Genomic DNA, 25,571 nt, shown 5'->3' with positions numbered 1-25,571 from the left:
CGCCCAAAAATCGTACCATCGGAGCACTTGGATGCGACTGAGGGATAGGCTTGGCGCGTGCCTATTACTAATGAACGCATCGTCTGGATCGACTGCGAAATGACCGGCTTGGACCTGAAGAACGACGCCCTGATCGAGGTTGCTGCCTTGGTAACCGATTCGGAGCTGAATATCCTCGGGGACGGCGTGGACGTCGTAATCAAGCCCGACGATGCCGCACTCGAACAAATGAACGACTTCGTACGGGACATGCACACCCGCTCCAAGCTCCTGGAGGAGCTCCCACACGGTAAGACCATGGCAGAAGCCGAAGCTGAGGTCCTGGAATACATCGAGAAGTGGGTACCGGATCCCAGGAAGGCGCCGCTGGGTGGCAACTCGGTGGGAACCGATCGGATGTTCCTGGCCCGTGACATGCCGAACATCGTGGAGCACCTGCACTACCGGGTAATTGATGTCAGCACCATCAAGGAACTCTCCAGGCGATGGTTCCCACGTGCGTACTTCCAGTCGCCGGCAAAGCACGGCGGCCACCGCGCCTTGGGTGACATCAAGGACTCCATCGACGAACTGCGTTACTACCGCGAAGCCGTTTTCGTCGCCGCACCCGGGCCGGACACTGCCACCGCGCAGCGGATTTCCAAGGATGTGATGGCTTCGGCCGAAACACTGGGAACCAGCGAATCGGTGTGATCTGCAACATTTTTAGAGGTTTTTTCGCCAAAACCGGCAAAAGTGGACTTTGCACCCCAAAACAGCAGGTAAGCTATTTGTCGTTGCCTTCGAGGAAAGCCGGTCAAACGGGCTAGCCGAAAAAGGCACATGGTGGGCTTAGCTCAGTTGGCAGAGCGCCTGGTTGTGGTCCAGGAGGTCGCGGGTTCAACCCCCGTAGCTCACCCCACCGAGATTGGCTGAAGAGCCGGTTTCCACAAAGGCCGTACCGGTTATCCGGTGCGGCTTTTGCTTTTAACCAGATCCAGGGCCGACTCCGCCTTTGGATCACAGCGTCAACGAAGGAAGATCTGACATGACCGTCCTGCCAGTCACCATCTGGGGCGAACCTGTCCTGCACCGCCGGGCAAGCGAAGTCGAGGTATTCGACGACGAACTTCGTGCATTGATAGCGGACATGTTCGAAACGAACGACGCAGCTAACGGAGTCGGCCTGGCGGCGCCCCAGATCGGCGTAGGCAAGCGCATCTTCGTCTACAAGTACGCCAACGACGACGACGTGCCTGAACAGGGCGTCGTGGTCAATCCGGTACTGACGCTCTCCAAAGTCTCCGGCGCGGCACCGGACCCCGACGAACACGTCGAAGGTTGCCTGTCCTTCCCGGGCGAGTACTATCCCTTGCAGCGTGCCGAATGGACCCGCGTCCAGGGCTTCGACGGGGATGGCAAGCCGGTAGACTTCGAGGCTACGGGCTGGTTCGCCCGGATCCTGCAACACGAGTTCGACCACCTCGACGGAAAACTGTACGTGAACCGCTTGATTGACCGGTACTCCAAAAAGGCCATGAAGCAGGCCAAGAAAAACGGTTGGGGTGTTCCTGGCCTGACCTGGATGCCCGGCGTGGACCCCGATCCTTTTGGACACTAAATCCATGGCCACCAGTTCCACAACAGAACTCTTCGAGCTCCTGGACATCTCCGACGACGACGCCGCAGAATGTGCCGCCCTTTTGGCGACGCCACCCAGCGCAGCCGTCCTACGGGCCATCAACTCCCTGCAGGAGCGTCTGGGAACCTTTCCCCGGGACAGCATCCAGGCAATCGACAGTAGCGAGACGGACTGGATCGAGGCCTTGCTTCGTTTCGCCCCGACGGTTCACAGCTACCACGTGGGTCTTGGGATCAGTCCTGCGGTGTCGGCTGCATCTTTGGGCGACGTAGGGCTGCAACTGCGCATTAACCGGCGGGTCCACGGCCGCTTTGGGCTGGATACCTGGAGTTGGCTGACGCTCCACATGGCCGGAAACCTGTTCCGCTTGGGACGTCTGCAATTCCACTTGGTCAGGAATTCCGATGTCGCAGAAGAACAACAGCATGGTTCCGAGTGGGAGCTTGGCGTTCACATTCCTGAAGCCGGGGGCCTGTCCCCCGCCATGGTTGACGCCAGCTTCACCGAGGCCCGGGGCTTCTTCCCCCGGTATTTTCCGGACAAACCGGCCGACACCGCCACATGTGAGTCGTGGATGCTCGATCCCTACCTGGTAAAGCGGCTTCCGGACAGCAACATAGCCTCCTTCGCACGGCGTTTCACGCTGGACCGCTGTACGGATGCGCCCACGGACGCCGTGTACTTTACGTTCCGCCAGCGTGGCCTGCAGGACCTGGACAAGCTTCCCCGCGAAACGTCACTCCAGCGCGTCGTGCTGGAAAGGATCGACGACGGCGGCACCTGGCAACTGGGGCATGGTCACCTGGCGTTGTAGATGGTTGGTTGCTCAGGGCATCCGGAGAGTACCCGCTTCATCGCGTCCTTTTCGGCCGCAGTGACCCAGAGCCTGTAGGCAGTCTTCACCGAAATTTGACGCGCTATGTAGTGGCACCGGAAGTTCTTGTTAGCCGGTAGCCAGGTCGCGGCGTCGCCGGCTCCTTTCTTGACGTTCGCCGGACCATCAGCTGCGATGAGGTTCAGGGGATCGTTGGCCAACGTTTGCCGCTGCTGTGCTGTGAGTTCCTGGGCACCTTTCTGCCAGGCATCGGCCAGGGCCACGACGTGGTCGATCTGGACAGCCGCGCTGGTGTCCTGACCCCTTCGGAACGTCGCGTGGGCACCCGTGTAGGGTTCCTCGAAGACTCCCCCGGCAACCTTGCAGGAGGAGCCGGCCGTGAATTCAACGTCCGTAAGATCCCTGTGCAGGATGTCGTTCCTGGTGTCGCATCCATTGTGGTCCACGTCCGCCCAAGCCTGGCCGAAAGCTGCCCTGTCATAGTCAGACTTCGGTGCCCTGCCTTTCACAGGAAGCCGCTCCAAGGCCGTGCTTGCACTTTCGGCAACAACGGGAGCTGCGCCCTTGACCGGTTTCATGAATGTCGCGTCGAAGACGGGCGCCTCGCTGGGGCCCGCTGCCCAGGGATCGGCGACGCCAAACTGGCCGGTGGTGAAGAACCAGGCCAAGCCCGCCACCAGTGCTGTTGCTGCGAAACCCAGAATGACCCAGGCGTGACGCGACCTGCGCCGGGCGCGTTTGTAGGCTGACCAGGTGATGCTCAAGGGACTCCGTCCAGTGGGGGCAGGCAATGTCCTACGAGCGTAGGACAAGGCCCCGACAGCCAGAGCAATATCCACAGTGTGGAGGAGAAGTCACACCGTGACGACGCTGATGAGGGGCTCTATTGCTCCCGCATCACGCGCTGAAGGTCTTCGGTTGCTACTTCGAGCAATGCGCGCAGCTGTTCGACGCGCTGATCCGGGACGTCACCGGCGGCATTGGCCGCGACTGCCTGATCGAGGAGTTTTTGGGCCTGCTTATGGTTGGCCCGCGCAACGTCCAGCGCGTGTTCGAGAGTGGTCTCGTGCTCAAGGGTTGATTCGTTGTCCATGAGCCCATTTTGATCAGGTTTCCCGGCTGTGGCCAGTGACACAGCCGGGAAACCCCTAAATAGTTTTGGTTGCTTAAGCGTCAGCCGTTTCCAGCAACGCGATGGGAGCAATCACGTCCTTGGCGGGGAATGACGGCGGGTTGACTCCGGCCATTTCCTCCATGACGCGGACAACCTGGCATGAGTAGCCGAATTCGTTGTCGTACCAGACGTAGAGAACCAGGTTCTTGTCGTTCGAGATGGTGGCAAGGCCATCAACAATGCCGGCGCGGCGGGAGCCGACGAAGTCCGTGGAAACGACGTCGGGCGAGTCGATGTAGTCGATCTGCTTGCGAAGGTCCGAGTGCAGGGACATCTCACGGAGGAAGTCGTTGACCTCGTCGCGCGTCGTGCCGTTCTCAAGGTTCAGGTTGAGGATGGCCATGGAAACGTCCGGGGTGGGAACGCGGATGGCGTTACCTGTGAGCTTGCCCTGCAGTTCGGGCAGCGCCTTGGCCACAGCCTTGGCAGCACCGGTTTCGGTGATGACCATGTTCAGCGCAGCAGAGCGTCCGCGGCGATCGCCCTTATGGAAGTTATCGATCAGGTTCTGGTCGTTCGTGAACGAGTGGACGGTTTCCACGTGGCCGTGGATGATGCCGAACTTGTCGTTGATGGCCTTCAGCACCGGGGTGATGGCGTTGGTGGTGCAGGATGCGGCGGTGACAATTTTGTCGTCGTCGTTAATGTCCCGGTGGTTGATGCCGTGGACGATGTTCTTGAGCTCGCCCTTGCCCGGAGCCGTGAGCAGTACGCGGGCGACGCCCTTGCTCTGCAGGTGCTGGGAGAGGCCTTCGGCGTCGCGCCAGCGGCCGGTGTTGTCCACGACCAGGGCATCCTTGATGCCGTACGCGGTGTAGTCCACCGTGGCGGGGTTGTCCGAGTAGATCACCTGGACCTGGACGCCGTTGGCCGTGATGGTGTTGGCTTCCTCGTCCACGCGGATGGTGCCCTCGAAGGATCCGTGGACGGAATCGCGGCGCAGCAGGCTTGCGCGCTTGACGAGGTCGTTCTCAGCGCCCTTGCGAACAACGATCGCACGGAGTCGGAGACCGTGGCCCCCACCGGCCTTTTCGATGAGAAGGCGCGCCAGCAGGCGGCCGATCCGGCCGAAGCCGTAAAGGACGACGTCGGTGCTGGTGCGGTCATCAGCGCCGCGCTTGCCAACGACGTCGGCAAGTTCCGCACGCAAGTACTCGTCCAGGGAGGCGCCATTGCCTTCAGCCCGGTACTTCTCCGTCAGACGCGCAATGTCGATCGCAGCAGCGCCCAGCTCCAACTCGGACAAAGCGTTGAGCAGGGGTGCGGTTTCTTCGAGCAGGAGCTCGTGGTTGCTCATCCGGCGCGCGAAGCGGTGGGCCTTCAGGATGTTCATGGTGGACTTGTTGATCAAGCTCCGGCCGTGGATGCTGGTGACCACGTTGTTTTCCCGGTACAACCGGCCGATCACCGGAATCATGGCCTCGGCGAGAGCCTCCCGGCCCATCCACTTATCAAGACAAGAATCTGACGTCTGGCTCACAGAACTACCTTCCTTGGGTCAACCACATACGTCCTCGTATGCAGATGGCAGCGGCCGCCCGGAGTAGTCCTGCGGCACATGCGCCGGCGGGCTTCGGTCCACCCACAGCGCCTTGAACGAGAGCAAAGAAAATCCGCCGGCTGCGAACGCAGTCCCGGCGGCAGAACATCTACGTTCAGTACCTATTCTAGGGCGGAAGGACCGGGCGCAGGACTTTCGGAGGCGTGAAATCACTCACACGCAGTGTTTGCGCTGGTCATAAATGGATGGGTCGACCGATACGCCGGGTTCTGTCATCACTTCCGTTACCGGAAAGTGAGTAGCGGCCATCCATCTACGAACGCCGTTGCCGACGCCCTCCAGCAGCCTACCCGGACACTCGGGCGGGCAGCCCTCAAACGTGTCCTGTCTGGCCTTGCTCCGGGTGGGGTTTACCTAGCCTCCCCGGTCACCCAGGGAGCTGGTGGTCTCTTACACCACCGTTTCACCCTTACCTGCTGCCCCATGATGCAAGCATCACCGGGCGCAGGCGGTCTGTTCTCTGTGGCACTGGCCTGCGGGTTACCCCGAGTGGGCGTTACCCACCACCCTGCCCTGCGGAGCCCGGACGTTCCTCGAGCCACTTTCGTGACGCGCGACCGCCTGGTCGACCCATCCGCCATCAAGTCTACCGGCGTCGGGAGCTTGGAAAGTCCGGCGTAATATCGACTGGTGCTGATTCTGCTTCCGCCTTCCGAAGGCAAGACCCCTGCCACCAAAGGTCCCGCGATCAATTGGGAGTCGCTGAGTTTTCCCGAGCTGAACCAGTACCGCGCCACGGTTCTTGAGTCATTGGGGACGGTGAGCGCGCATGAGGATGCCCTTGCGCTGCTGGGCGTCGGCGCTTCCTTGCGCGACGACGTCGAACGTAATACCCGGCTTCATGCCGAACCGGCTGCCCCGGCGCACCAGGTGTATTCCGGCGTCCTTTACGACGCCTTGGGCTATAAGAGCATGACCGCAACCCAACGGCGAAAAGCCACCGAATCCATCCTGGTGATCTCCGCATTGTGGGGCGCCATCGGTTTTGGGGACCAAGTGCCCGCCTATCGGCTGTCCATGGGAACTGCACTGCCCGACGTCGGACGCCTCGCCTCCTACTGGAAGCCGCAGCTTAACGCCGTCCTCGCCAAACGGGCTGAAGGCGAACTGGTGGTGGATTGCCGGTCGAGCACCTACGCGGCTGCCTGGGCTCCCCCCGCCGCCCAGACAGTAAACGTCAACGTTTTCAGTGAGGCAAACGGCAAACGGACGGTGGTCAGCCACTTCGCCAAACACACCCGGGGTGAACTGGCCCGGCACCTTCTGACACGGCGCGGCAAGGCGCCGGCCACGCCGGCACAACTGGCCAAGGCAGCCAGCGAAATGTGGATCACGGAATTGGTGGAGGGCACGGCCCGCAAGCCGCACGCACTCAACATCATCCTGGCTGGCCGGGTTGGGCCCAACTAGGGTCGGTCCGGCCTAGTTCCACTCTGCCGAACGGACCAGGATTACTCCCGAGTCCGGGCAGAAGACAATGTCGTCCTCTGCAGCAGCCTTGACTTCCGCGAGGTCCCCCGGGCTGAGCATCATGCCGGACCCTTCGGATTTGCCATGGAACAACCGAGCGGCGCCCACTCCCCGCTTGGCAATGGTCTTCTCGTAGATTGCCAGGAGCCCGGCGTCCAGGGACTCTGCAAAAGCGGCCCGCTGTCCACGAACGACGGTCTCTTCGGCGGCAATTTCGGCTATGGCCTCATCGAGCTCCGCGCGGATGCTGCCAAAGGAACCTTGAATGTCATCAACGATCGCCTGCTGGGCGGTCTGGCGTTCGCGAAGGGTGTCCAAGCGCTCAAGGATCTCCAGCTCGACGTCCTCAAGGTCGGAGCGGCGCTTGTTCAGCGAGGCAATGTCGCTCTGAAGCGCCACCAGGTCCTTGGACAGGCCCGTACCGCTGTTGAGCCTGGCTTCGTCGCGTTCGATGCGCGTAGCCACCTGTTCAACATCAGCCTCGGCCCGACGCAATTCCGCCTCGGCATCGTGCACGGCGACCTTGGCCGCTCCCAGTTCACCGTTGGCCACGTTCAGGGCGTCGGTGAGGTCGGTGATGCGTGGATCCGTCTCCAGGACGCGGCGACGGCCGGCCAACGACTTGAGCTTGGCATCGAGCCCCTGCAGTTCAAGCAATTTGTATTGTTCTGCCGGTGCTGCTTTCGCCACGCTTACCTCCGCTTGTCACTGCCGGTCCCGGAGATCAGGAGCGGCATGACACCCCCTATCTGTCGGGGCTGCCCATATCTTTCTAGACTCTAGTCCCCGCCGGGAGTCAGTATGAAGTCCCAGGGATCGCTATTGGTGCTGCTGACACGGATCTCGACGTCGAAACCCTGGTCTGCGAGCACGTTCCCCAAGGCCTCGGCCGCAGCAGGGAGCCACAGCCATTCGCTGGCGAAATGTGAAACGTCTATCAAGTAGGGACGACCGTTCGTGGCGCCCTCACGGGCCTCGGAGGCCGGATGGTGGCGCATGTCCGCAGTCACGTACACATCTGCGTGGCTGGCGCGGACAGCGGGAAGCAAACTATCGCCTGCGCCGCCGCATACCGCCACCCTGCGCACCAGGCCGTCCTTATCGCCGGCAACCCTCACGCCACCGGCCACTGCGGGGAGCATTTCAAAGACACGGGCTGCAAAATCACCGAGGGTTTCCAGGTCAGGAAGATCACCCACCCTGCCGATCCCCTCTTCGGGCAGTCCATTGCTGGCCGGAGTCAGGGGCGTGACGTTCTCCAGGCCGAAGGCGTCTGCCAGAACGTCGGACACCCCTCCAACGGCTGAGTCACCGTTGGTATGAACAGTCAGCAGTCCCGTCCCGGCCTCGATGAGGCGATGGATAGCCAGGCCCTTGGCTGACGTGGCCGCTACGGAATTCACGCCTTTGAGCAGTAAGGGGTGGTGCGTAATCAGCAGTTCGGCACCCCATTCGATGGCTTCATCGATGACTTCCAAGGTGGGATCCACGGCAAAGAGGACCTTGCTTACCGGAACATTGGGGCGCCCCGCTACCAGGCCGACTTCGTCCCACTCCTCCGCCAGCGACTCCGGCCAGAGCTCCTCCACGGCCAGTAACACCTGACCGAGCGTGGGTTCCCCCGTGGCCTCAACTGCTCCGTCATCTTCGCCGGAATCCGCATCAGAAATGTCAGTGTCTACTGCTTCCATACTCTTATTCTTACCTACCGGACCGAATCGGGCAGTCCCGCCACCCGGCGTCGCCGTTATTGTCCCGTAAGGTGTTGCGGGAATCATCACGCCCTCCGATCCATTGAAGAGAACATGAAAACTTTCGTACTTGGCGGTGGCTGCTTCTGGTGCCTGGATGCCGTTTACCAAAAAACCCGCGGCGTCAGCTCGGTTGTTTCCGGCTACACCGGCGGTCATGTCCGCAATCCCGACTACTACGAAGTCTGTTCCGGAACCACCGGCCACGCGGAGGTGGTGGCCGTGACCTTCGACGAAACAGTTGTTCCGGAGGAAGTCATCCTGGACATGTTCTTCGCCCTGCACGACCCCACCACCCTGAACCGGCAGGGTTACGACGTCGGCACCCAGTACCGTTCGTCGATGTTCTACGCCACCACCGAAGAGAAGGTGCTGTTCGAAGAAGCAATCGAGCGCGCCCAGGCCCTCTGGTCCGACCCGATTGTGACCGAAGTAAGTCGACTCCCCGACTTTTATGAAGCCGAAGAAGTGCACCAGAATTACTACGCCAAGTTCCCCTACCAGGGCTACTGCCAGGTGATTATTAACCCGAAGCTGGCGAAGGCGCGGAAATATTACTCTGCGTGGCTTACTGCTTAGCAGGGTTTCGATCCGGCTCGTTAGGCTGACCTCAGCATTCCCTCCTCAGAGATAGGCATAATCTTCATGGCAAGGATCTACGACGACGTCACGCAGCTGGTCGGTCGCACACCGCTGGTCCGTTTGAACCGGCTCACCGAAGGCCTGGACGCCACCGTTGCGGTCAAGCTTGAGTTCTACAACCCTGCCAACAGCGTCAAGGACCGCATCGGCGTAGCCATCATTGATGCCGCTGAGAAGTCCGGCGCCTTGAAGCCCGGCGGAACCATCGTGGAAGGCACGTCCGGCAACACCGGCATCGCCCTGGCACTGGTCGGCGCTGCACGCGGCTACAAGGTCATCCTGACCATGCCCGAGACCATGTCCACTGAGCGCCGCGTCATGCTCCGCGCCTACGGTGCCGAGATCGTTCTGACCCCGGGTTCCGAAGGCATGCGCGGAGCAGTGGAAAAGGCCCAGGAGATCGTGGCCAACACTGAAAACTCCATCTGGGCACAGCAGTTCGCCAACGAGGCCAACCCTGCCATCCACCGCGCCACCACGGCCGAGGAAGTCTGGGAAGACACCGACGGCGAAGTCGACATCTTCGTTGCCGGCGTCGGCACCGGCGGCACCATCACCGGCGTCGGGCAGGTTCTCAAGGAGCGCAAGCCTGGTGTGCAGATCGTTGCTGTTGAGCCCAAAGACTCTGCGATCCTCAACGGCGGCGCACCCGGTCCCCACAAGATCCAGGGCATCGGTGCCAACTTCGTGCCGGAGATCCTCGACACCAACGTCTACGACGAGGTCCTTGACGCCACGCTGGAAGATTCGGTCCGCGTAGCCCGCGATCTCGGTGCCCGTGAAGGCATCCTGGGCGGCATCTCCTCAGGCGCCATCGTATGGGGTGCCCTTGAGTTGGCCAAGCGCCCCGAGAACGCCGGCAAGCTCATTGTCGCCGTCGTCTGCGACTTTGGAGAGCGCTACATCTCCACTGTCCTGTTCGACGACATCCGCGGCTAGAACTCGGCCCGTACGCCTTCATTTCCTGTAGAAAGGTCTTTGTGAGCTTCTTCGCAAGGCTTAAGGAAGACCTCGACGCCGCCCGGTCGCATGACCCGGCGGCGCGAGGCTCTTTCGAGAACTTTTTCGCCTACTCCGGACTCCACGCCATCTGGGCACACCGGGTGACGCACCGGCTGTGGCAAAACCCCGCGCTCCGCTTTCCGGCCCGCCTGATTTCGCAGCTGGCCAGATTCCTGACGGGCATTGAAATCCATCCCGGCGCTACCATCGGCCGGAGGTTCTTCATCGACCACGGCATGGGAGTGGTCATTGGGGAGACGGCCGAAATCGGCGAGGACGTGATGATCTATCACGGCGTCACGCTCGGCGGACGCTCCTTGGCCAAGGTCAAGCGGCACCCCACCATCGGCGACCGGGTCACCATTGGCGCCGGCGCCAAGGTCCTGGGTCCCATCACCATCGGCGCGGACAGTGCTGTGGGTGCCAACGCCGTAGTGGTCAAGGACGCGCCCCCGGAATCCATCATTACCGGGATTCCGGCCACGTGGCGGCACCGGGATGCACGGTCCGAAACCAAACCTGCCGTGGATCCCGCCGAGTACTACATCGAGTACCGGATCTAGCCTCCAGCCAATCTCTTGTAGAAATTCAGGAAAACGGCGTCGAAGATCCGGTCCGGAAGAATTCTGCGCATCGCCAGGACGCTCCAGGCCCCCCTGCCCACCGGGTAGCGGGTCCTGGGGCGTTTTGCCTTGGCGGCGCGAACTATCGTGTCGGCAACTACCCGGGCTGGAGTTGAGAGGACATGGCCCTGCCCCGACGTGGAAGCCAACGCCGCAGCGACGATGTGGGCGTGATCTTCATAGGGTCCTTCCCCGGAGCGGGCGAGTAACCCAGTCCCCGCAATGGTTCCCCACTCGGAGTCTGTTCCGGACGGTTCGATGATGACCACGTCGATGCCGTGCGGCCTTAGTTCCAAACGCAATGAATCGCTCATGCCTTCCACCGCGAATTTGGTGCCGTGATACCAGGCTCCCAGGGGCTCGTAGATTTTTCCACCGATGGACGAGACGTTGATGATCCTGCCGGAGTGCGCCCTGCGCATACCGGGAATCACCAGCTGCGTCATGCGGGCCAGCCCCATGACGTTGACCTCGAACTGGCGTCGGCCTTCGTCGAGGGGAACCTCTTCAAGGGATCCATAGGAACCGTAGCCGGCGTTGTTCACCAGGACATCGACCCTTCCATGGGCCTTTTCCACCGATGCCACCGCGGATGCCATGGACTCCTCAGAGGTCACGTCCAAGGACAGGACCATGATTCCGTGCACCGTGAGCGGCTCCATCTTTTCAAGGCGGCGAGCACCCGCGTAGACGGTAAAACCGGCGGCTTTCAAGGCGATGGCGGTTTCAAAACCGATGCCCGTGGAGGCCCCTGTAACGAGTGCGATCCGCGCTGTCATGGCTTTAGTCCTTTGCTGGCGGCCAGCGCACCGGCACCCGGCACGGCAAAGGCCGGCTCCTCCCAGCCTAGTGGGAGGGAACCGGCCTTCAGCGCGATGCTGCTAGTGGGTGTCGACAGCCGAGATCTCGGACTTGTCTTCGCCCCACAGGGTGTGGAAGGTACCTTCGGTGTCGACGCGACCGTAGGTGTGTGCACCGAAGAGGTCGCGCTGGCCCTGGATCAGGGCAGCGGCGACGCGCTTGCGGCGCAGTCCGTCGTAGTAGGCCAGCGAGGAGGAGAACACCGGCACGGGAATGCCCAGCTGCACGGCGGTGGCTACGACGCGGCGCCAGGCCGGCAAAGCCTCCGCGATGGCCTTGGTGAAGGCCGGTGCGAAGAGCAGGTTGGCGGGCTTCTCCTCGGCAGCGTATGCCTTGGTGATGTCCTTGAGCAGTTCTGCACGGATGATGCAGCCCGCGCGCCACAGCGAAGCGATCTCGTCCAGTTTGAGATCCCAGCCGTATTCCTTGGCAGCGGAGGTCAGCATGTCCAGGCCCTGGGCGTAGGAGACCAGCTTGGAGGCGTAGAGCGCCTGGCGAACGTCCTCGACGAACGTTTCGGGGATCTCCACGGTGGCTTCTTCGCCGGCCAGCAGTTCCTGGCCGAGCCTGCGCTGCTCGGCCTGCGAGGACAACGCACGAGCGAACACGGACTCTGCAATGCCGGACACCGGCGAGCCGAGCTCGAGGGCGGAGATAACGGTCCAGCGTCCGGTGCCCTTCTGGCCTGCGGCATCAACGACGACGTCCACGAACGGCTTGCCGGTCTTGGCATCAACGTGGCCCAGGACCTCAGCGGAGATCTCGATCAGGAAGGAGGACAGATCGCCCTTGTTCCATTCGGTGAAGATCTTTGCCTGCTCCGCCGGCTCAATGCCGGCACCCGAGCGAAGGAGGTCGAAGGCTTCGCCGATGACCTGCATGTCGGCGTACTCGATGCCGTTGTGGACCATCTTGACGAAGTGGCCCGCACCGTCGGTGCCGATCCAAGCGCAGCAGGGTTCGCCGTCGACCTTGGCGGAAATCTTTTCCAGCAGCGGGCCGAGGGCGTCGTAGGACTCCCTGGATCCACCGGGCATGATGGAAGGGCCGTTCAAGGCGCCCTCTTCGCCACCGGAAACACCGACGCCGACGAAGTGAAGGTCCTTCTTGGCAAGGGCAGCTTCGCGGCGACGGGTGTCCTCATAGTGCGAGTTGCCGGCATCGATGATGATGTCCCCGGCCTCGAGCAGCGGTTCCAGCTGCTCGATGACGTTGTCGACAGGTGCGCCTGCCTTGACCATGATCAGGACGCGGCGGGGCTTTTCGAGGGAGTCGACGAGTTCCTGCAGCGATTCGGTGCGAATGAAGTCGCCTTCCGTGCCGTGCTTCTCCAGCAGGGCGTCGGTCTTCTCCACGGAGCGGTTGTGGAGCGCCACGGTGAAGCCGTTGCGGGCAAGGTTGCGGGCAAGGTTGGCACCCATCACCGCGAGGCCGGTGACACCGATGTGTGCTGACATCAAAACTCCAATTCGTTCGTGTTCAAACAGTCCTGCGGACACGCAGGAAGAAAATCAAAACCAGGGGCTGTAATAAACCATACGTATTTAAATCCGGGGCAGGAAAGCGGCGCCCACCAAGTGGAACGGCGCCACGTCATAAACAGTCTATGATGCCTCCTGTCCGTACTGCCCTCCCACGGGGACTGCGTTGCCATTCCTGCGCGCCATGGCTCCCCGCGCCATTATGCTTACCTCTATGTCAACCAGCCTCCACCACCGCGCCGTCGAGCATCTGGGGACCCGCATTGTCGGCGGCGCCCTTCCTACTGGCCATGTCATGTTGGCGGAGCATTTGGAAGACGAGCTCAAGGTTTCACGTTCGGTTGTCCGCGAAGCGGTTCGGGTCCTTCAGTCGTTGGGACTGGTGGAGACCATCAAGCGGGTGGGGATCAGAGTCCTTCCGGCCAACCGCTGGAACCCCTTCGATCCCCTGGTCATTCGCTGGCGATTGGCTGGCGAAGGACGCGGAGCCCAGTTGCGTTCGCTGGCGGAGCTGCGTTCCGCCGTCGAGCCCGTGGCCGCTGAACTGGCGGCCGGTAACGCCCCCGATGCGCTCCGCAAGGAGCTGGTGGGTATCTCGCACGCCATGAAGGAAGCCGGCGATGCCGGCGACATGGCCACGTTTCTTGACCTCGACATCCGTTTCCATGCCCTGGTCCTGTCGGGCTCAGGCAATGAGATGTTTGCGAACCTGATCGGCCAGGTCACCGAGACGCTGACCGGCAGGACGGTGCACGGACTGATGCCGGAGCACCCCCAAAAGCAGGCCCTGCAGTGGCACATGGATGTTGCGCATGCCATCGAGACCGGCGACGGTCCTGTTGCGCGGGACGCCGCCGCCCGGATCATGCGGCAAACCATCGCGGAGTTGGCCCCCAGCTGGGATGACCAACCCCGCGTATTTGTGCCTGTTGCCAAAAACTAGCTACTCCCGGAAGTTCAGCAGCACCTTTCCGGACTCAGCAGGGTTCTTCGCCACGTCAAAGGCTTCGAGCCCGTGGGCGAGGTCGAATTCGTGCGTCACCACAGGATCCACCTGAAGCGAACCGTCGGCGAGCGCAACGATGACGTCCTCGATTTCGTCATTGAAACGGAATGAACCCAGCAGTTCGAGTTCCCGGGTGATGGCCAGTGAGATGTACACCGGCTGAGGCCCTGACGGGAGCAGTCCCACCATCACTACCTTGCCGCCACGGGTGGCTCCCTTGATGGCAGAGGCCAGCCCGTAATGGCTGCCGGAGGATTCAATGACGATGTCGGCGTCCACGGCCGCGATGGCTTCCGCTTCGTCGCCTTTGAGTACGGCGTCCGCACCGACCGCCCGTGCGATCTCCAGCGGCTTGTCATGCATATCGACGGCGACAATCCGGGCAGCGCCGGCGCGCTTCAGGACCGCGACCGCAAGCGCACCGATAGGGCCACTTCCGATGACGAGCGCCGTTTTTCCGCGGACTTCCCCCGCCCGGGCCACAGCGTGCCAGGCGACACTGGCCGGTTCCACCAGGGCAGCGGTCCGGAGGTCCAGGTTTTCCGGCAGTGGGCGAAGCATCCTCGATGGCAGGTTTGCATATCGGCTGAAGGCACCATCGGTGTGCGGGTAGCGGGCAGCGCTGCCCAGGTACGTGCATCCCGGGGACAGGTTTGGCCGGTCCTCGGGGTATCTGGCGTCGCCGGGGGCGGGCGTTGCTGGGTGGACTGCCACGGGCGTTCCCACGCCCGGGCCGCTGCCATCCGCCGCCTGCTGGACCACGGTGCCAACGATTTCGTGGCCGAGGACCATGGGCTCCTTGAGGATGGATTCCCCCGCAGCGCCGTGCAGCCAGTAGTGCAGGTCGGAGCCGCAGATGCCGCCGTAGGCGATTTCGACGATCGCCTGGTCCGGCGTGGGCTCGGTCAGCGGAATGTCTTGGATGCGGAGGTCGTCCTTGCCATGGGCGACCACCGCCGGAGCAGTTGTGGGAAGTGTGATGCCCATCAGACCACCACCGTCATTCCGCCATCGACGAAGATGGTCTGGCCGTTGACGAAGTTGGATGCCTGCGAGGCCAACCACACCGTTGGGCCGGCGAGGTCCGCGACGGTCCCCCACCTGTTGGCAGGTGTCCGGCCAAGGATCCAGGAGTTGAAGTCGGTGTCGTCCACCAGGTTCTGCGTCATCTCGGTGTGGATGTAACCAGGGGCGATCCCATTGATCTGCAGCCCGGACGCCGCCCACTCAGCTGTCATGGCCCGGGTCAGGTTCCGCAGGCCACCCTTGGCGGCGACATAGGGTGCGATCGTTGGTCGGGCGAGGTCTGTTTGGACTGAGCAGATGTTGATGATTTTGCCGTGGCCCCTGGGGATCATATGCCTGGCGGCTTCACGGCCCACCAGGAAGGCGCTGGTCAGGTCCGTGGTGATCACGCGGTCCCAGTCCTTGACGTCGAGATCGAGCATGGGAACCCGGTGTTGGATCCCGGCGTTGTTCACGAGGATGTCGAGCGGGCCGACGTTCTGCTCAATCCACGCTACGCCTTCAGCGGCGGCCTCCGCGTCGGTGACGTCGAAGGCCCGGCTGTGGACCCTGCCCGCCGGGTAGTCGGTGGCCATTGCCTCCTGCGCGGCGTCGAGTCTTTCAGCGCTGATGCCGTTGAGCACCACCGTGGCTCCAGCGTCGGCAAGGCCCCTGGCCAGGGCGTTACCTATCCCCCGGCTTGAACCAGTAACCAAGGCAACCCGCCCGGTCAGATCGAAAAGTCCAGTCATGGTTTGTTCTTCATTCCTTCTTCGGTTGCGTCGGCTCAGTTGCTGCGCGACGTCGCGGTTGGGGTCGGGCTCAAATTGGCGATGGTTTGCCGGACGACGGCAAGGTCCTGGTCTCCGAGTCCCTGGCGCCTCAGTTCGGCGTACAGCTCGACGGCGGCTGTGGCCAGTGGCACGGCGGAGCCGGCAGCTCCAGCACTCTCCAGGACGAACCCGAGGTCTTTGTGCATGAATTTGGCGGGTCCCGTCGGTGCATAGTCTTTGGCAGCAAGTCGCGGACCAACGTTGTCCAACACCCGGCTTCCGGCGAGCCCGCCCGAAAGGACGTCAAAGAGCGCCTCCACGTCCATGCCGGAGCGTTCGGCGAGCTCGGCTGCCTCGGCGAGTGCCGCCGTCGTGGTTCCGACGATGAGTTGGTTGCACGCCTTGGCCAGCGATCCGGACCCAAGCGGCCCCATGCGCCGCACGGTTGTTCCCATGGTCTCGAGGAGCGGCTTGAGTGCCTCGAACTGGAATTCGTCGGCACCAACCATGATGGCCAGGGTGCCGTCCTCCGCACCTTTGGTTCCGCCACTGACCGGGGCATCCACCACTGATGCGTTGCCGCCACTCGCTTCGTGGACCGTTTGGCCGAACTGCTGCACTGCGGTCGGCGAGACGCTGCTCATGATGACGACGGCGGTGCCCGGCTTTGGCGGCGCGCCCCGCCAGGACTGAAGCAAGGCCTGTGCGGCTTCCTCGATAAACGGCAGGTCCGGGAGCATGAAGATAATGGCATCCTCATCGCGAAGGTGGGCCACTTCGGCGGCGCGCTCGACGCCACGGAGGTCCCCGAAGGCCTTGCCGGAGCGGTTCCAGCCGGTGACTGCCCACCCGGCTTTGGCGATGTTGGCGGCCATGGGTGCTCCCATGAGCCCCAAACCGACAAAGCCCACACGTTTACCGTCCATGCCAGTAGTACCTCACTTCGTTGTGGTCATCTCGGGAATTCTGTTCAATATCCTAGCCGTCATTCAGTATGATGAACACTATGACGACTGATGAACTTACCATCGCCATCGCTGTGCCGCTCGAAGCAGAGCACGTAGAGCTGATCCGCGCTGTTGATCCCTCCGTAACGGTTCTCTACGATCCTGAGTTGCTGCCGCCCGAGCGCTTCCCCGCGGACCATGCCGGCGATCCCGACTTCAAACGGACCGTCGAGCAGGAAGAACGCTACTGGGCCATGTTGAACAAGGCACAGGTCCTCTACGGCTTCCCCAACGAAAGCCCCGCCGGACTCGCCAAGGTGGCCCAAAGCAATCCGCACCTGCAGTGGATCCATGCCATGGCCGCCGGAGCGGGCGGCGCCGTCAAGGCCTCGGGCCTGGACACTGAAGCGCTGCGCAAGTTCAAGGTGACCACCTCGGCCGGGGTCCATGCCCTGCCACTGGCAGAGTTCTCGGCCTTCGGCATCCTTAACGGCTTCAAACGCAGCGCCGAAATGGGCCGCGACCAGGCTGCCAGGATCTGGCCTGAGCTGCGGACACCCACCAAACTCGTTAACGGTTCCACCCTGGTCATCACAGGACTGGGTGAAATCGGCATGGAAACTGCCCGTATAGCCCGCGCCCTCGGCATGAAGGTCAGCGGTACCAAGCGCAACGTCGAAGCCATCGAAGGCATCGACAAGGTGACCACCAACGACGACCTGGCCTCCCTGGTTTCCGGCGCTGACGCAGTGGTGAACACCCTGCCCGGGACCCCCTACACGGAGAAGCTGTTCAACCGCGAAATCTTCTCGGCCATGAAGCCCGGGGCCGTATTCGTCAACGTCGGCCGCGGAACCGTCGTCGATGAGGAAGCGTTGCACGAGGCACTCGGGAACGGTCAGGTCTCTTACGCGTGCCTTGACGTCTTCGCCGTCGAACCTCTCCCGCAGGACAGCCCCTTGTGGAACCACCCCCAGGTCCTCGTGTCCCCGCACACCTCGGCCCTGAGCGAGGCTGAAAACCGCCTCATCGCCGAGCGTTTCTGCAGCAACCTGCGCACCTTCCTGGATGGCGGCGAACTCCCCCATCTGGTGGATCCCGTCCACTTCTACTAAACCGGACCACCTACCAGCCTGTGGCGGCCAACCATCTCTCGGACAGCATTTCGGTCATGCTTCTTGTGTAACTGGCCGAGAGGTGGTTGTCGTCCAGGTAAACGTAGACGTTGCCGATGATCCCCGGACAACGGGCACCGTCACAAATGAGGTCGGTCATATCCAAAATCGACAAACCGGTGAAGGTCCCCTCCAGCCGCTCCAGCGGGTTGCTCTCCGCCAGGACCGAGGACAGCGCGGGACTGCAGCCGGGACCGTCCACTCCCGAGGCGATGGCACACTCACTGGGACTGAAGGAGAACCGCGGGTTGTCCCGCATGGCAATGACCTCCACCCCCTGATCCGTTAGCTCGCCCACCAAATCGTCCAGTCCCCACGTCAAATCTTCGTCGGGTGAATCCGGAACCGCCGCTGTCCCCACCAGGAAAACCGCATCCGGATGGTGCTGGCGTATGTGCTGCCGAACCTGTGCATTGAACCGGTTGCACTCAGCTCCGACCTCCTCCGTCTGGGTCATGAAGGGGCAGGCGCCCAAAGTGATGGCCTGGACTCGCCACTGTTGTTCCTTGGCCAAGGGACCAATCGCACCCAGCCACTGCAGGGAATGCGACTGGCCTACGACAACAATCGTCTTCTTAGCTCCGCTTTCCACATCGTTTTGCTGGCATTCCGCAGCAAGCGCGGCATCGGCAGGACGCAACTCGCCGACGCAGGGACCGTCGAGCCTTCCCCAATCGTCCGGTAACTGCTCAGGCGTAGGCAGCGGCCGCGCATTCGCGTTGCCGGTGTTGACATAGCCCGGCAGCAACGCCCTGGCACCCGGGTTGTCCTCGGTCCCCTGCGAAGCCAGGATGTCTTTTTCCACCTGCCGCTGGTAGCCGAAAATTGCCATGGGCGACGCCCCAACGGCCAGGCACACTGCTACGGCCACAGCCAGGCGGCGCCGCTTGGCCTCTGGCCATCGCCACGCACGCAGCGGCCGCTCCACCCAACGCGTGGTGACGTAGGCCAGGAGCAGCGAGGCCATCACAATCAACGAGCCCGTCAACCAGTCCGCATGGTCTTCACCAATCCACACCAGAGTGATGACGAGGAGCGGCCAGTGCCATAGGTAGAGGGCATATGAGGTGGACCCCAGCCCAACCAGCAGCCTCGAGGACAGGATCCGGTCCACGCCAACCCGGCTTCCCGATTGTCCGGCCACAATCACTGCTACCGCAGCCAGCGTGGGCCATAGGGCAACATAGCCGGGAAATGCTGTGCGGACCTGCAAGATGGCGCCGCAGCTCAGCATTGCAGCAACACCAACCCAGCCAAGTACGGCTCTCATTCCCTTGCGTGGATGCAGGAAGGGAAGGAGCAATGCAACAAGGGTGCCCAAAGCGAACTCCCACAAGCGGGCAAAAGTGTCGAAGTAGGCCAGTTCCTGATGTGCCGCGGTGAAGTAAATCGAATAAGCGAGCGAGGCTGTAAAAACCAGTCCAAAGACTCCCAGCAGCACGGCACGGTACGACCATCCAAACCGGCGACAGACCAATGCGGTCAGCACAAAAATCGCAGGCCAAAGAATGAAGACCTGCCCTTGGATGGATAGCGACCAAAAGTGCTGCATGGGGCTGGCCAGGCTATGGTCAGCCGCATAGTAGTTGACCACTTGCCGTTGCAGCAGCCAGTTCTGGACGTAGAACAGCGAGGCCCAGGCCTGGTTGACGATCTCGGTCCACCGCGTCCGTGGAATGACCAGGAAAGTTGCCGCCAATGTCCCGAGCAGGACCACCACGACCGCGGGCAACAACCGCCAGAAAAGGTGAAGCCAGTGCCGCAGCAGTGAAACGGTACGGGCATCCTCGTAGCGCCCAACGAATTGCAGGGTCATCAGGAACGCCGAAATCAGCAAGAACACATCCACACCGCCGGATACCCGGCCAAACCAGATGTGGTAAGTGACGACCATGAGTACTGCAAGCGAGCGAAGACCCTGGATCTCAGGACGAAAAGTTGTCCCGGCAGCGCGCCGAACCTGTCCGGGGCTCTCCGGCGATGTCACGTCCTTGGTTGCCGTCATGGACACGCTCCTCTTCCGCTGCACCAATTCTGCACTGCCCTCGGCCAATGTCCACCCCAAGGAGAACGGCAAGACAAACGACAGCGGCGAGGCCCCTCCTCTCGGAGGGACCGCGCCGCAGTGCTTTTACGCGCTTACGGCAGAAGCTACCGCGCGTCTTCGGTGCTGACGAGGTCGCGTCCTGCCGTCTCCGGGGTGAAGAAGGTTGTGACGAACGAGATCAATGCCAGGACAAGCGAGTAGATGGCCAGGACCAGCCACGAGTGGTTCGTGGCTGCCAGCATCAGCGCACCGAGCAGGGGTGCCAGTCCGCCCGCCAGTACGGCGGAGATCTCCCGGCTCATCGCCACGCCCGTAAAGCGGTACTGCGAGCCAAAAAGTTCCGGCAGGAGCGGGCACTGCGGGCCGAGCATCGACTGGACGCCGATGGCGATGCCCACAGCCATGACCACCCAGACCAGCGTGACGTTGCCCAACGTCACCAGGTAGAAGGCCGGCACGGCGATGATGGCCTGGAACAGCGCACCGTAGCGGTAGACCGGCACACGGCCATACTTGTCCGAAAGGGCCCCGAAGGTCACAACGAGGACTGCCGCGAACCCAGCCGCAATCAGCAGGCCGACCGGGCCAATGGAATTGTTTCCGGCAAAGACCCCTGCGGGCATGCTCATGAACGAAACCAGAAGCGCCGAGTAAATGGACGAGTTTCCGTTTTCGCCCATCCGCAGGCCGATGCCGATCAGCACGTTCTTCCTGGAGTGCTTCCACAAAGCACCGATCGGGTTCTTGACCACGTTTTTGTGCTTTTCCAGCTCCTGGAAAGCCGGCGTTTCCTTGAGTTTGAGCCGAATGAAGATCGCGATGACAATCAGGATGAAGCTGGCCAGGAACGGCACGCGCCACAGCCAGCCCTGCAGGACAGACTTGTCCGCCATGGCGATGAGGGCGAACGTTCCAGCGCCCAGGAGGGTGCCGAGCTGGATTCCGACGAACGGCAAGGAAGCGAAGAAACCACGACGGCGGCGCGGTGCCACTTCGGATATCAGCGTCGTGGCGCCGGCCTGCTCGGCGCCGGCCCCGAGTCCTTGGACGATGCGGAGTGTGACGAGGAGAACTGCGCCCAGCATCCCTGCCTGATCGAATGTAGGCAGGAGGCCGATGGCGAAGCTCGCCGTTCCCATCAAGGCGATGGTCAGGATAAGGACCATCTTCCGGCCGAACCGGTCACCGATGTAGCCGAAAATCAGACCACCAAACGGCCGCGCCGCGAAGCCAACACCATAGGTAGCGAACGAAGCGATCAGTGCGCCATCCGGACCGAGTGGCGCGAAAAACAGCGGCCCGAAAATTAGCGCCGAAGCCAAACCGTAAATGTAGAAATCGTAGTACTCCAGAGCGGAACCTACAGAGCTGGCCAGCGTCGCACGCCGAAGCTGCTCCGGTTCGACGACGGCTTCGTCGGCTTCCGCCGCGAACTTTGTCTTAGTACGAGTTGTCACAAGCACTCCCTCAAAATCACCCCGGGCCCCCGTTGGCCCAGCGAGATAGTGATGGCATCACCGCCAAGATCACTATGTTGAACAGCGTACAGCTAGATGAACAGCTTGCCAAGACTAAAATCAGATTTATAAGTCCTACCCCATGGGATTTCCCAGGGACCTGGCCAATTCCTTGAGTTCCTTGACCATCAGGGCACCCTGCTCCTCCGAATATGTCGCCTTCAGTGCAGTGACTGAGAGGCCCAAGCTGGGGCCGTGGGCTCCATGGGTGGGCACGGGAACCGCCAGGCAGACCACTCCTACGGTGGATTCCTCGTCCTCGAAGGCGAACCCCTGAGTGCGAATAGTCGAAATCTGCGCCTTCAACTCCTCGGCCGTACGCAGCGAGTTCGGGGTCATGACAGGCAGCGACATGCCGTCGGGGAACATCGCCTCAATATCGTGGTCGTGCAACTGGGCCAGCAAGGCTTTGCCAACGCTGCACAGAGACACCGGCATCTTGTCACCGATGTTCGATGTCAGCCGGACGGCGGGATGGCCTTCGTAGCGTGCAAGGTAAATAACGTGGTCGCCGTCGAGCATGGCAATTCTGACGGTCTCACCTGAAAGTGTGGGGGCCTGTTCACAATACTTATAGAACTCCTGCACCTCGTCCAAGCGGCTCAAGTACGCCGCACCCAGCTCCACAAGCTTTCGGCCCAGCGCAAAGTCGGCTCCCTGCCGGGTAATGAGGCGAGATTCCTCCAGGGCCAGAAGCAGATTCGAGGTAGAGGACTTGGGGATACCAAGTTCCCGCGAGAGGTCACTCAAGGTCAGTCGCCCGGACGGGGAGCCGGCAAGCGCCTCAAGCACGGCGGCTGCGCGGGTGACGGCAGGAGCCGGCGACGACGCGCCCAGCCCCTCCGAGCGGGTAGAGCGGGAATCTGCCACGATTCTCCTTCGTCATCGAGGTACCGGCTGTTCATTCAGCTGAACACTACTCATCATAGTGTCTCACCTGCCTGAGGGGTGCCCCTCCCCGCGGATACCTGAGTTGAGCCGCCGATCGACTCACTTTTCAAACCCAAAAGTTCGCTGTATATTCATTCTCGAGCTCTCCACCGCGGCATCCCCCAATAGTCGTGGTGGAGAGCTCATCCATTTAACCCGCGGTTTCAGGCAGCCAAGGCTTCCTCGCCCCGGAGGTACCAGGCGCCATCACCCTTCCGGACAAGTTCCCACGTCACGGCGCCGGAATGCTGCCCTCTGCCCGGAGCCACCTGGACCTGCCAGATTTCGATATCCACCCGGCCGTGACCCCGGGGCATTCGCCTTGACTGTTCCCACCACGGCACCCTCTCGAACCAGCGGACAGGCTCAGCCACCACGTCCCACTCCTGGCCGCCACGCTGGACCGCCACGGGAGCGCCTTGGACTGTGGTGCGGATGTCAACGGATTCCATGTCCGAAACATTAGGGATCACCACTGACAATTCAGGCACCGCAATCCGGGCCTTGTTAAGGCAACAAAAAACCCCGCCTCGTCGTACCTGTTGGCACTCCGTGGCGGGGTTACTTGGTGGGTCCTACCGGGATCGAACCGATGACATCCACGGTGTAAACGTGGCGCTCTACCAGCTGAGCTAAAGACCCAAATGACGGTTTCAGCGCTTCCTGCGGACCTTTTCAGTTCCTCAGCGCTTCAACCAACGAACAATGACTCTACATGATTATGTGCCGGAAACACCAATCGACCCGGCAGCACCTGAAATGTCGGGCAGCGTTCGCGCCAAATAATCCAAAGCACCGCTCACTCCGAGGTCGAGTTTCACCGTAGCGAGGGGGTCGCCACGGGTGGCACCCCGGTTAATGATGACCACGGGCTTGCCGGCCTTGGCGGCGTGACGCACAAAGCGAAGTCCGCTCTGCACCGTCAACGAGGACCCCGCAACCAGGAGGGCCTCCGCGTTATCCACCATCCCATAAGCGCGTGCCACGCGATCCTTGGGAACGTTTTCCCCAAAATAGACGAAATTGGGCTTAAGCATCCCGCCGCAGATGGGACACACCGCCACTACGAACGAAGTAATCAGGTCGGGATCTTCCACTGTCGCGTCGGCATCCGGAGCCATTTCCACCACCCCGGAATCCAGTGCAGCCTCCAGGAACCCAGGATTGATCTCTTCGAGGATGGCCGCGATCAGCTTCCGACTGAAGATGTGTCCGTTTTCGAGACAGATGACCTGGTCAAAGCGCCCGTGCAGGTCCACCACGTTAACGCTTCCGGCGTCCTCATGAAGCCTGTCCACGTTCTGGGTGATGAGACCCGTCAAAAGTCCCCGCCGTTCCATCAACGCGATGGCGGCATGCCCGGCATTGGGATCGGCATGCCGTAGATGGGACCACCCGATGTGGTTGCGGGCCCAATAGCGGCGTCGGTTGGACGCACTGCCGATGAACTCCTGGTAGGTCATCGGGTTCCGGGGCGCCGAGCCTGGCCCCCTGTAATCAGGAATACCCGAATCCGTGCTCAGGCCCGCGCCGGTGAGGACAGCCAACGGCTTGCCCTCCAGGAAAGACCGCGCCTCTGACACAGCCTCCAACTCGGCTGGCTGCAAGTGCACGGCCGGCTCCGGGTCCATGCTGGCGAAGCCAGTCATGCCCACCCCCGGCCTGACCCGGCTCATGACGAGTGCCCGACCAGATCCGCCAGGGCCCGGCGGTATTCGGCGAAGTCCCGGGCTTGGCCCCTTGGATTAACAACCGCGTAACGGACGGTGCCGCCGGCGTCGATAATAAAAGTTCCCCTCAGGGCCATCCCACTGGCGGCGTCGAACACACCGTATGCCTGGGCGACCGCACCGTGAGGCCAGAAATCGGCGAGGAGATCGAATCCGAAACCCTCGCTCTGGGCGTACGCCCGCTGGGCAAACTTACTGTCCACCGAGATGGCCAAGACTGCGGCGTTCGCGTCCTCGAAGGCAGCGATGTTGTCGCGGATCTCACACAACTCTCCCGTGCAGATACCCGAGAAAGCGAAAGGGAAAAACACTACAACGACGTTCCGTCCGCGATAGTCGGACAATCGAACCGGCTCCCCGTATTGGTTGACCAGCTCGAATTCCGGCGCAGAATCGCCAACGGCCGGTACCGTCATCAGCGCCGGCGCCAAGGGGACCTCGGTCACTTGTTCTTCTTCGGCACCAGGCGCGTGGCACTCCAGTCCTTTGAAACACCGGCGGAGGTGGTGAGGTGCAAACCGGACGTGGGCGCTGCGTCCTGGATGTCTGCCGGGGAAACGTAGCCGTCGCGACCTGATTTGGGGGTCAGGACCCAGACAACTCCGCCTTCCTTCAGTGTGGTGAGCGAATCCATCAGGGCATCAACAAGATCACCGTCGCCATCGCGCCACCAGAAGACGACAGCATCCACTACGTCATGATCGTCTTCATCCAACAGCTCGGATCCAGTGACATCTTCGATGTCATCACGCAAGTCGAAGTCGACGTCGTCGTCGTAGCCGCGCTCCTGAATCAGATCCCCATCTTTGAAACCCATTCGTTCCGCCACATTTACCGATGTGGCGGCGTCGGCCTCGCTCACGTTTCCTCCTTTTGAAGTGACTTCCATTACTAACAGCCAACACCCTTTGGGCGCGTGCTTCAAGCCATTGTCCCTGCCCGGGGCCACATTCCGCACTACCGGGGGCGTTTTGGGGCCCCGATACGTACGTGGTATCGGTCACGGAGGGATTATGAGTGTGACATACAACGCCCCCCGGGGCCCGCGGCTACGCATCCCGGCACAGTGAAAGCTAGAGTGGCCATGAGCGCTATGGCTGCAGGGCGATCGCCCCAAAGAATTCTACTGGGCAGCCAAGCGCTCACAAGACCTGCCCGGCGCATCGGACCGGGCTGTTGAAACCGAAATGTCGCACACGACGCGTTCACGACGGGCAGTTACCCTGCCAGACCTGAGGCGCCGATGAATGCGCCTAAAGGAAGGTTGGACGTGTCTGTAGGAGAAGAGACCTCACACATCCTCAGCGGGTTGACTGCCCAGCTGCCTGATCGTGATCCGGAAGAGACTGCTGAGTGGATTGAGTCCCTTGATGCGTTGATCGCCGAGCAGGGTACTGAGCGTGCGCAGTTCATTATGCGT

26 protein-coding genes, 2 tRNA genes and 1 other RNA gene are annotated in these 25,571 nt (G+C 61.9%); 10 read left to right on the top strand and 19 right to left on the bottom strand.

The features are described 5' to 3' along the window. The first annotated feature begins 57 nt into the window (after positions 1–57). From orn to NEK97_RS00130, 4 genes are all read left to right on the top strand, one after another. Positions 58–693 carry an oligoribonuclease gene (gene orn, locus NEK97_RS00145; RefSeq protein WP_257367908.1) on the top strand — a complete coding sequence of 212 codons (636 nt, stop codon included), beginning with the start codon at positions 58–60 and terminating at the stop codon, positions 691–693. 132 nt (positions 694–825) lie between these two features. Then, positions 826–901, top strand: a tRNA-His gene (locus NEK97_RS00140). A gap of 126 nt (positions 902–1,027) precedes the next feature. Then, positions 1,028–1,600: a peptide deformylase gene (gene def / locus NEK97_RS00135; protein WP_257367907.1), complete on the top strand. Its 573-nt coding sequence runs from the start codon at positions 1,028–1,030 to the stop codon at positions 1,598–1,600. A 4-nt stretch (positions 1,601–1,604) separates the two neighbouring features. Further along, positions 1,605–2,435, top strand: a complete 831-nt coding sequence (locus tag NEK97_RS00130; protein ID WP_257367906.1) for an acyltransferase domain-containing protein — start codon at positions 1,605–1,607, stop codon at positions 2,433–2,435. Here NEK97_RS00130 and NEK97_RS00125 read toward each other — a convergent pair. The 4 genes from NEK97_RS00125 to rnpB form a co-directional block, all read right to left on the bottom strand. Next, positions 2,420–3,220 carry an HNH endonuclease family protein gene (locus NEK97_RS00125; RefSeq protein WP_257367905.1) on the bottom strand — a complete coding sequence of 267 codons (801 nt, stop codon included), beginning with the start codon at positions 3,218–3,220 and terminating at the stop codon, positions 2,420–2,422. The genes NEK97_RS00130 and NEK97_RS00125 overlap by 16 nt on opposite strands. A 119-nt stretch (positions 3,221–3,339) precedes the next feature. Next, positions 3,340–3,549: a hypothetical protein gene (locus tag NEK97_RS00120; RefSeq protein WP_235522097.1), complete on the bottom strand. Its 210-nt coding sequence runs from the start codon at positions 3,547–3,549 to the stop codon at positions 3,340–3,342. A 73-nt stretch (positions 3,550–3,622) separates the two neighbouring features. After that, on the bottom strand, positions 3,623–5,110 hold the full coding sequence (locus NEK97_RS00115; protein WP_257367904.1) for a glyceraldehyde-3-phosphate dehydrogenase: 1,488 nt from the start codon (positions 5,108–5,110) through the stop codon (positions 3,623–3,625). Positions 5,111–5,373: 263 nt separating this feature from the next. Further along, positions 5,374–5,764, bottom strand: an RNA gene (gene rnpB / locus NEK97_RS00110) — RNase P RNA component class A. Positions 5,765–5,821: 57 nt separating this feature from the next. Between rnpB and NEK97_RS00105 the strand changes: the two genes are divergently transcribed. Next, the gene (locus tag NEK97_RS00105) at positions 5,822–6,601 is read left to right on the top strand and encodes a YaaA family protein (RefSeq protein ID WP_257367903.1); all 780 of its coding nucleotides are present in this window, start codon (positions 5,822–5,824) and stop codon (positions 6,599–6,601) included. A gap of 12 nt (positions 6,602–6,613) precedes the next feature. On the opposite strand, the gene NEK97_RS00100 is transcribed toward NEK97_RS00105, so the two are convergent. Then, positions 6,614–7,351, bottom strand: a complete 738-nt coding sequence (locus NEK97_RS00100; RefSeq protein ID WP_235522095.1) for a zinc ribbon domain-containing protein — start codon at positions 7,349–7,351, stop codon at positions 6,614–6,616. Between the two features lie 89 nt (positions 7,352–7,440). Continuing rightward, entirely contained in the window at positions 7,441–8,352 is a 912-nt protein-coding gene (locus tag NEK97_RS00095; protein ID WP_257367902.1) for a Nif3-like dinuclear metal center hexameric protein, read from the bottom strand. Between the two features lie 114 nt (positions 8,353–8,466). Between NEK97_RS00095 and msrA the strand changes: the two genes are divergently transcribed. The 3 genes from msrA to epsC all read left to right on the top strand — a co-directional run bounded on the left by msrA (position 8,467) and on the right by epsC (position 10,619). Further along, entirely contained in the window at positions 8,467–8,991 is a 525-nt protein-coding gene (gene msrA, locus NEK97_RS00090; protein WP_257367901.1) for a peptide-methionine (S)-S-oxide reductase MsrA, read from the top strand. 66 nt (positions 8,992–9,057) lie between these two features. Then, entirely contained in the window at positions 9,058–9,993 is a 936-nt protein-coding gene (cysK, locus tag NEK97_RS00085; RefSeq protein ID WP_235522092.1) for a cysteine synthase A, read from the top strand. Between the two features lie 41 nt (positions 9,994–10,034). Next, positions 10,035–10,619 (top strand): serine O-acetyltransferase EpsC, encoded by a 585-nt coding sequence (epsC, locus tag NEK97_RS00080; protein ID WP_235522091.1) that lies wholly within the window; start codon positions 10,035–10,037, stop codon positions 10,617–10,619. Here the strand turns inward: epsC and NEK97_RS00075 are convergent. Then, on the bottom strand, positions 10,616–11,458 hold the full coding sequence (locus NEK97_RS00075; protein WP_257367900.1) for an oxidoreductase: 843 nt from the start codon (positions 11,456–11,458) through the stop codon (positions 10,616–10,618). The two genes, epsC and NEK97_RS00075, sit on opposite strands and share 4 nt — an antisense overlap. Positions 11,459–11,560: 102 nt before the next feature. Next, complete coding sequence (gene gndA, locus NEK97_RS00070) at positions 11,561–12,997, bottom strand: NADP-dependent phosphogluconate dehydrogenase (RefSeq protein WP_257367899.1); 1,437 nt, start codon at positions 12,995–12,997, stop codon at positions 11,561–11,563. Positions 12,998–13,235: 238 nt separating this feature from the next. On the opposite strand from gndA, the gene NEK97_RS00065 reads away from it, so the two are divergent. Then, positions 13,236–13,964, top strand: coding sequence for a FadR/GntR family transcriptional regulator (locus NEK97_RS00065; RefSeq protein ID WP_257367898.1), 729 nt, complete (start codon positions 13,236–13,238; stop codon positions 13,962–13,964). Here the strand turns inward: NEK97_RS00065 and NEK97_RS00060 are convergent, their stop codons facing one another. The 3 genes from NEK97_RS00060 to NEK97_RS00050 are packed head-to-tail and all read right to left on the bottom strand — an operon-like array spanning position 13,965 to position 16,731. Further along, positions 13,965–15,014, bottom strand: coding sequence for an L-idonate 5-dehydrogenase (locus NEK97_RS00060; protein ID WP_257367897.1), 1,050 nt, complete (start codon positions 15,012–15,014; stop codon positions 13,965–13,967). Further along, positions 15,014–15,784, bottom strand: coding sequence for an SDR family oxidoreductase (locus NEK97_RS00055; RefSeq protein WP_257367896.1), 771 nt, complete (start codon positions 15,782–15,784; stop codon positions 15,014–15,016). Before NEK97_RS00055 ends, NEK97_RS00060 begins: the two co-directional genes overlap by 1 nt. A gap of 35 nt (positions 15,785–15,819) precedes the next feature. Continuing rightward, positions 15,820–16,731 carry an NAD(P)-dependent oxidoreductase gene (locus NEK97_RS00050; protein WP_257367895.1) on the bottom strand — a complete coding sequence of 304 codons (912 nt, stop codon included), beginning with the start codon at positions 16,729–16,731 and terminating at the stop codon, positions 15,820–15,822. Between the two features lie 68 nt (positions 16,732–16,799). On the opposite strand from NEK97_RS00050, the gene NEK97_RS00045 reads away from it, so the two are divergent. Next, positions 16,800–17,867 carry a D-2-hydroxyacid dehydrogenase gene (locus tag NEK97_RS00045; RefSeq protein WP_257367894.1) on the top strand — a complete coding sequence of 356 codons (1,068 nt, stop codon included), beginning with the start codon at positions 16,800–16,802 and terminating at the stop codon, positions 17,865–17,867. Positions 17,868–17,877: 10 nt separating this feature from the next. Here NEK97_RS00045 and NEK97_RS00040 read toward each other — a convergent pair whose 3' ends face one another. The 8 genes from NEK97_RS00040 to NEK97_RS00005 form a co-directional block, all read right to left on the bottom strand. Then, the gene (locus NEK97_RS00040; protein ID WP_257367893.1) at positions 17,878–19,932 is read right to left on the bottom strand and encodes an acyltransferase family protein; all 2,055 of its coding nucleotides are present in this window, start codon (positions 19,930–19,932) and stop codon (positions 17,878–17,880) included. A gap of 146 nt (positions 19,933–20,078) precedes the next feature. Next, a complete protein-coding gene (locus NEK97_RS00035) occupies positions 20,079–21,437 on the bottom strand; it encodes an MFS transporter (protein WP_374111491.1) in 1,359 nt (452 codons plus the stop codon). Between the two features lie 129 nt (positions 21,438–21,566). Next, on the bottom strand, positions 21,567–22,361 hold the full coding sequence (locus NEK97_RS00030; RefSeq protein WP_235522081.1) for an IclR family transcriptional regulator: 795 nt from the start codon (positions 22,359–22,361) through the stop codon (positions 21,567–21,569). 224 nt (positions 22,362–22,585) lie between these two features. Further along, positions 22,586–22,873 (bottom strand): hypothetical protein, encoded by a 288-nt coding sequence (locus NEK97_RS00025; protein ID WP_257367891.1) that lies wholly within the window; start codon positions 22,871–22,873, stop codon positions 22,586–22,588. A 114-nt stretch (positions 22,874–22,987) separates the two neighbouring features. Beyond that, positions 22,988–23,063, bottom strand: a tRNA-Val gene (locus NEK97_RS00020). Positions 23,064–23,140: 77 nt separating this feature from the next. Next, positions 23,141–24,097 (bottom strand): NAD-dependent protein deacetylase, encoded by a 957-nt coding sequence (locus NEK97_RS00015; protein ID WP_257367890.1) that lies wholly within the window; start codon positions 24,095–24,097, stop codon positions 23,141–23,143. Further along, positions 24,094–24,597: a peroxiredoxin gene (locus tag NEK97_RS00010; protein WP_374111490.1), complete on the bottom strand. Its 504-nt coding sequence runs from the start codon at positions 24,595–24,597 to the stop codon at positions 24,094–24,096. Before NEK97_RS00010 ends, NEK97_RS00015 begins: the two co-directional genes overlap by 4 nt. Beyond that, complete coding sequence (locus NEK97_RS00005) at positions 24,594–25,013, bottom strand: DUF3052 domain-containing protein (protein WP_211712171.1); 420 nt, start codon at positions 25,011–25,013, stop codon at positions 24,594–24,596. Before NEK97_RS00005 ends, NEK97_RS00010 begins: the two co-directional genes overlap by 4 nt. Positions 25,014–25,571 lie beyond the last annotated feature (558 nt).

The organism is Paenarthrobacter sp. UW852 (genome assembly GCF_024608385.1).
GTDB lineage: Bacteria > Actinomycetota > Actinomycetes > Actinomycetales > Micrococcaceae > Arthrobacter.
Note: the sequence above shows the minus strand (reverse complement) of the source record. Positions and strands in the feature narration are given on the sequence as shown.

Excerpts from the sequence above, each read along its gene's own strand:
- NEK97_RS00075 (WP_257367900.1), bottom strand. The coding sequence starts at position 11,458 with ATGACAGCGCGGATCGCACTCGTTACAGGGGCCTCCACGGGCATCGGT.
- NEK97_RS00045 (WP_257367894.1), top strand. The coding sequence starts at position 16,800 with ATGATGAACACTATGACGACTGATGAACTTACCATCGCCATCGCTGTG.
- cysK (WP_235522092.1), top strand. The coding sequence starts at position 9,058 with ATGGCAAGGATCTACGACGACGTCACGCAGCTGGTCGGTCGCACACCG.
- NEK97_RS00015 (WP_257367890.1), bottom strand. The coding sequence starts at position 24,097 with ATGAGCCGGGTCAGGCCGGGGGTGGGCATGACTGGCTTCGCCAGCATG.
- NEK97_RS00130 (WP_257367906.1), top strand. The coding sequence starts at position 1,605 with ATGGCCACCAGTTCCACAACAGAACTCTTCGAGCTCCTGGACATCTCC.
- gndA (WP_257367899.1), bottom strand. The coding sequence starts at position 12,997 with ATGTCAGCACACATCGGTGTCACCGGCCTCGCGGTGATGGGTGCCAAC.
- NEK97_RS00040 (WP_257367893.1), bottom strand. The coding sequence starts at position 19,932 with ATGACGGCAACCAAGGACGTGACATCGCCGGAGAGCCCCGGACAGGTT.
- NEK97_RS00065 (WP_257367898.1), top strand. The coding sequence starts at position 13,236 with ATGTCAACCAGCCTCCACCACCGCGCCGTCGAGCATCTGGGGACCCGC.
- NEK97_RS00050 (WP_257367895.1), bottom strand. The coding sequence starts at position 16,731 with ATGGACGGTAAACGTGTGGGCTTTGTCGGTTTGGGGCTCATGGGAGCA.
- msrA (WP_257367901.1), top strand. The coding sequence starts at position 8,467 with ATGAAAACTTTCGTACTTGGCGGTGGCTGCTTCTGGTGCCTGGATGCC.
- NEK97_RS00095 (WP_257367902.1), bottom strand. The coding sequence starts at position 8,352 with ATGGAAGCAGTAGACACTGACATTTCTGATGCGGATTCCGGCGAAGAT.
- NEK97_RS00060 (WP_257367897.1), bottom strand. The coding sequence starts at position 15,014 with ATGGGCATCACACTTCCCACAACTGCTCCGGCGGTGGTCGCCCATGGC.
- def (WP_257367907.1), top strand. The coding sequence starts at position 1,028 with ATGACCGTCCTGCCAGTCACCATCTGGGGCGAACCTGTCCTGCACCGC.
- NEK97_RS00025 (WP_257367891.1), bottom strand. The coding sequence starts at position 22,873 with ATGGAATCCGTTGACATCCGCACCACAGTCCAAGGCGCTCCCGTGGCG.
- NEK97_RS00055 (WP_257367896.1), bottom strand. The coding sequence starts at position 15,784 with ATGACTGGACTTTTCGATCTGACCGGGCGGGTTGCCTTGGTTACTGGT.
- NEK97_RS00120 (WP_235522097.1), bottom strand. The coding sequence starts at position 3,549 with ATGGACAACGAATCAACCCTTGAGCACGAGACCACTCTCGAACACGCG.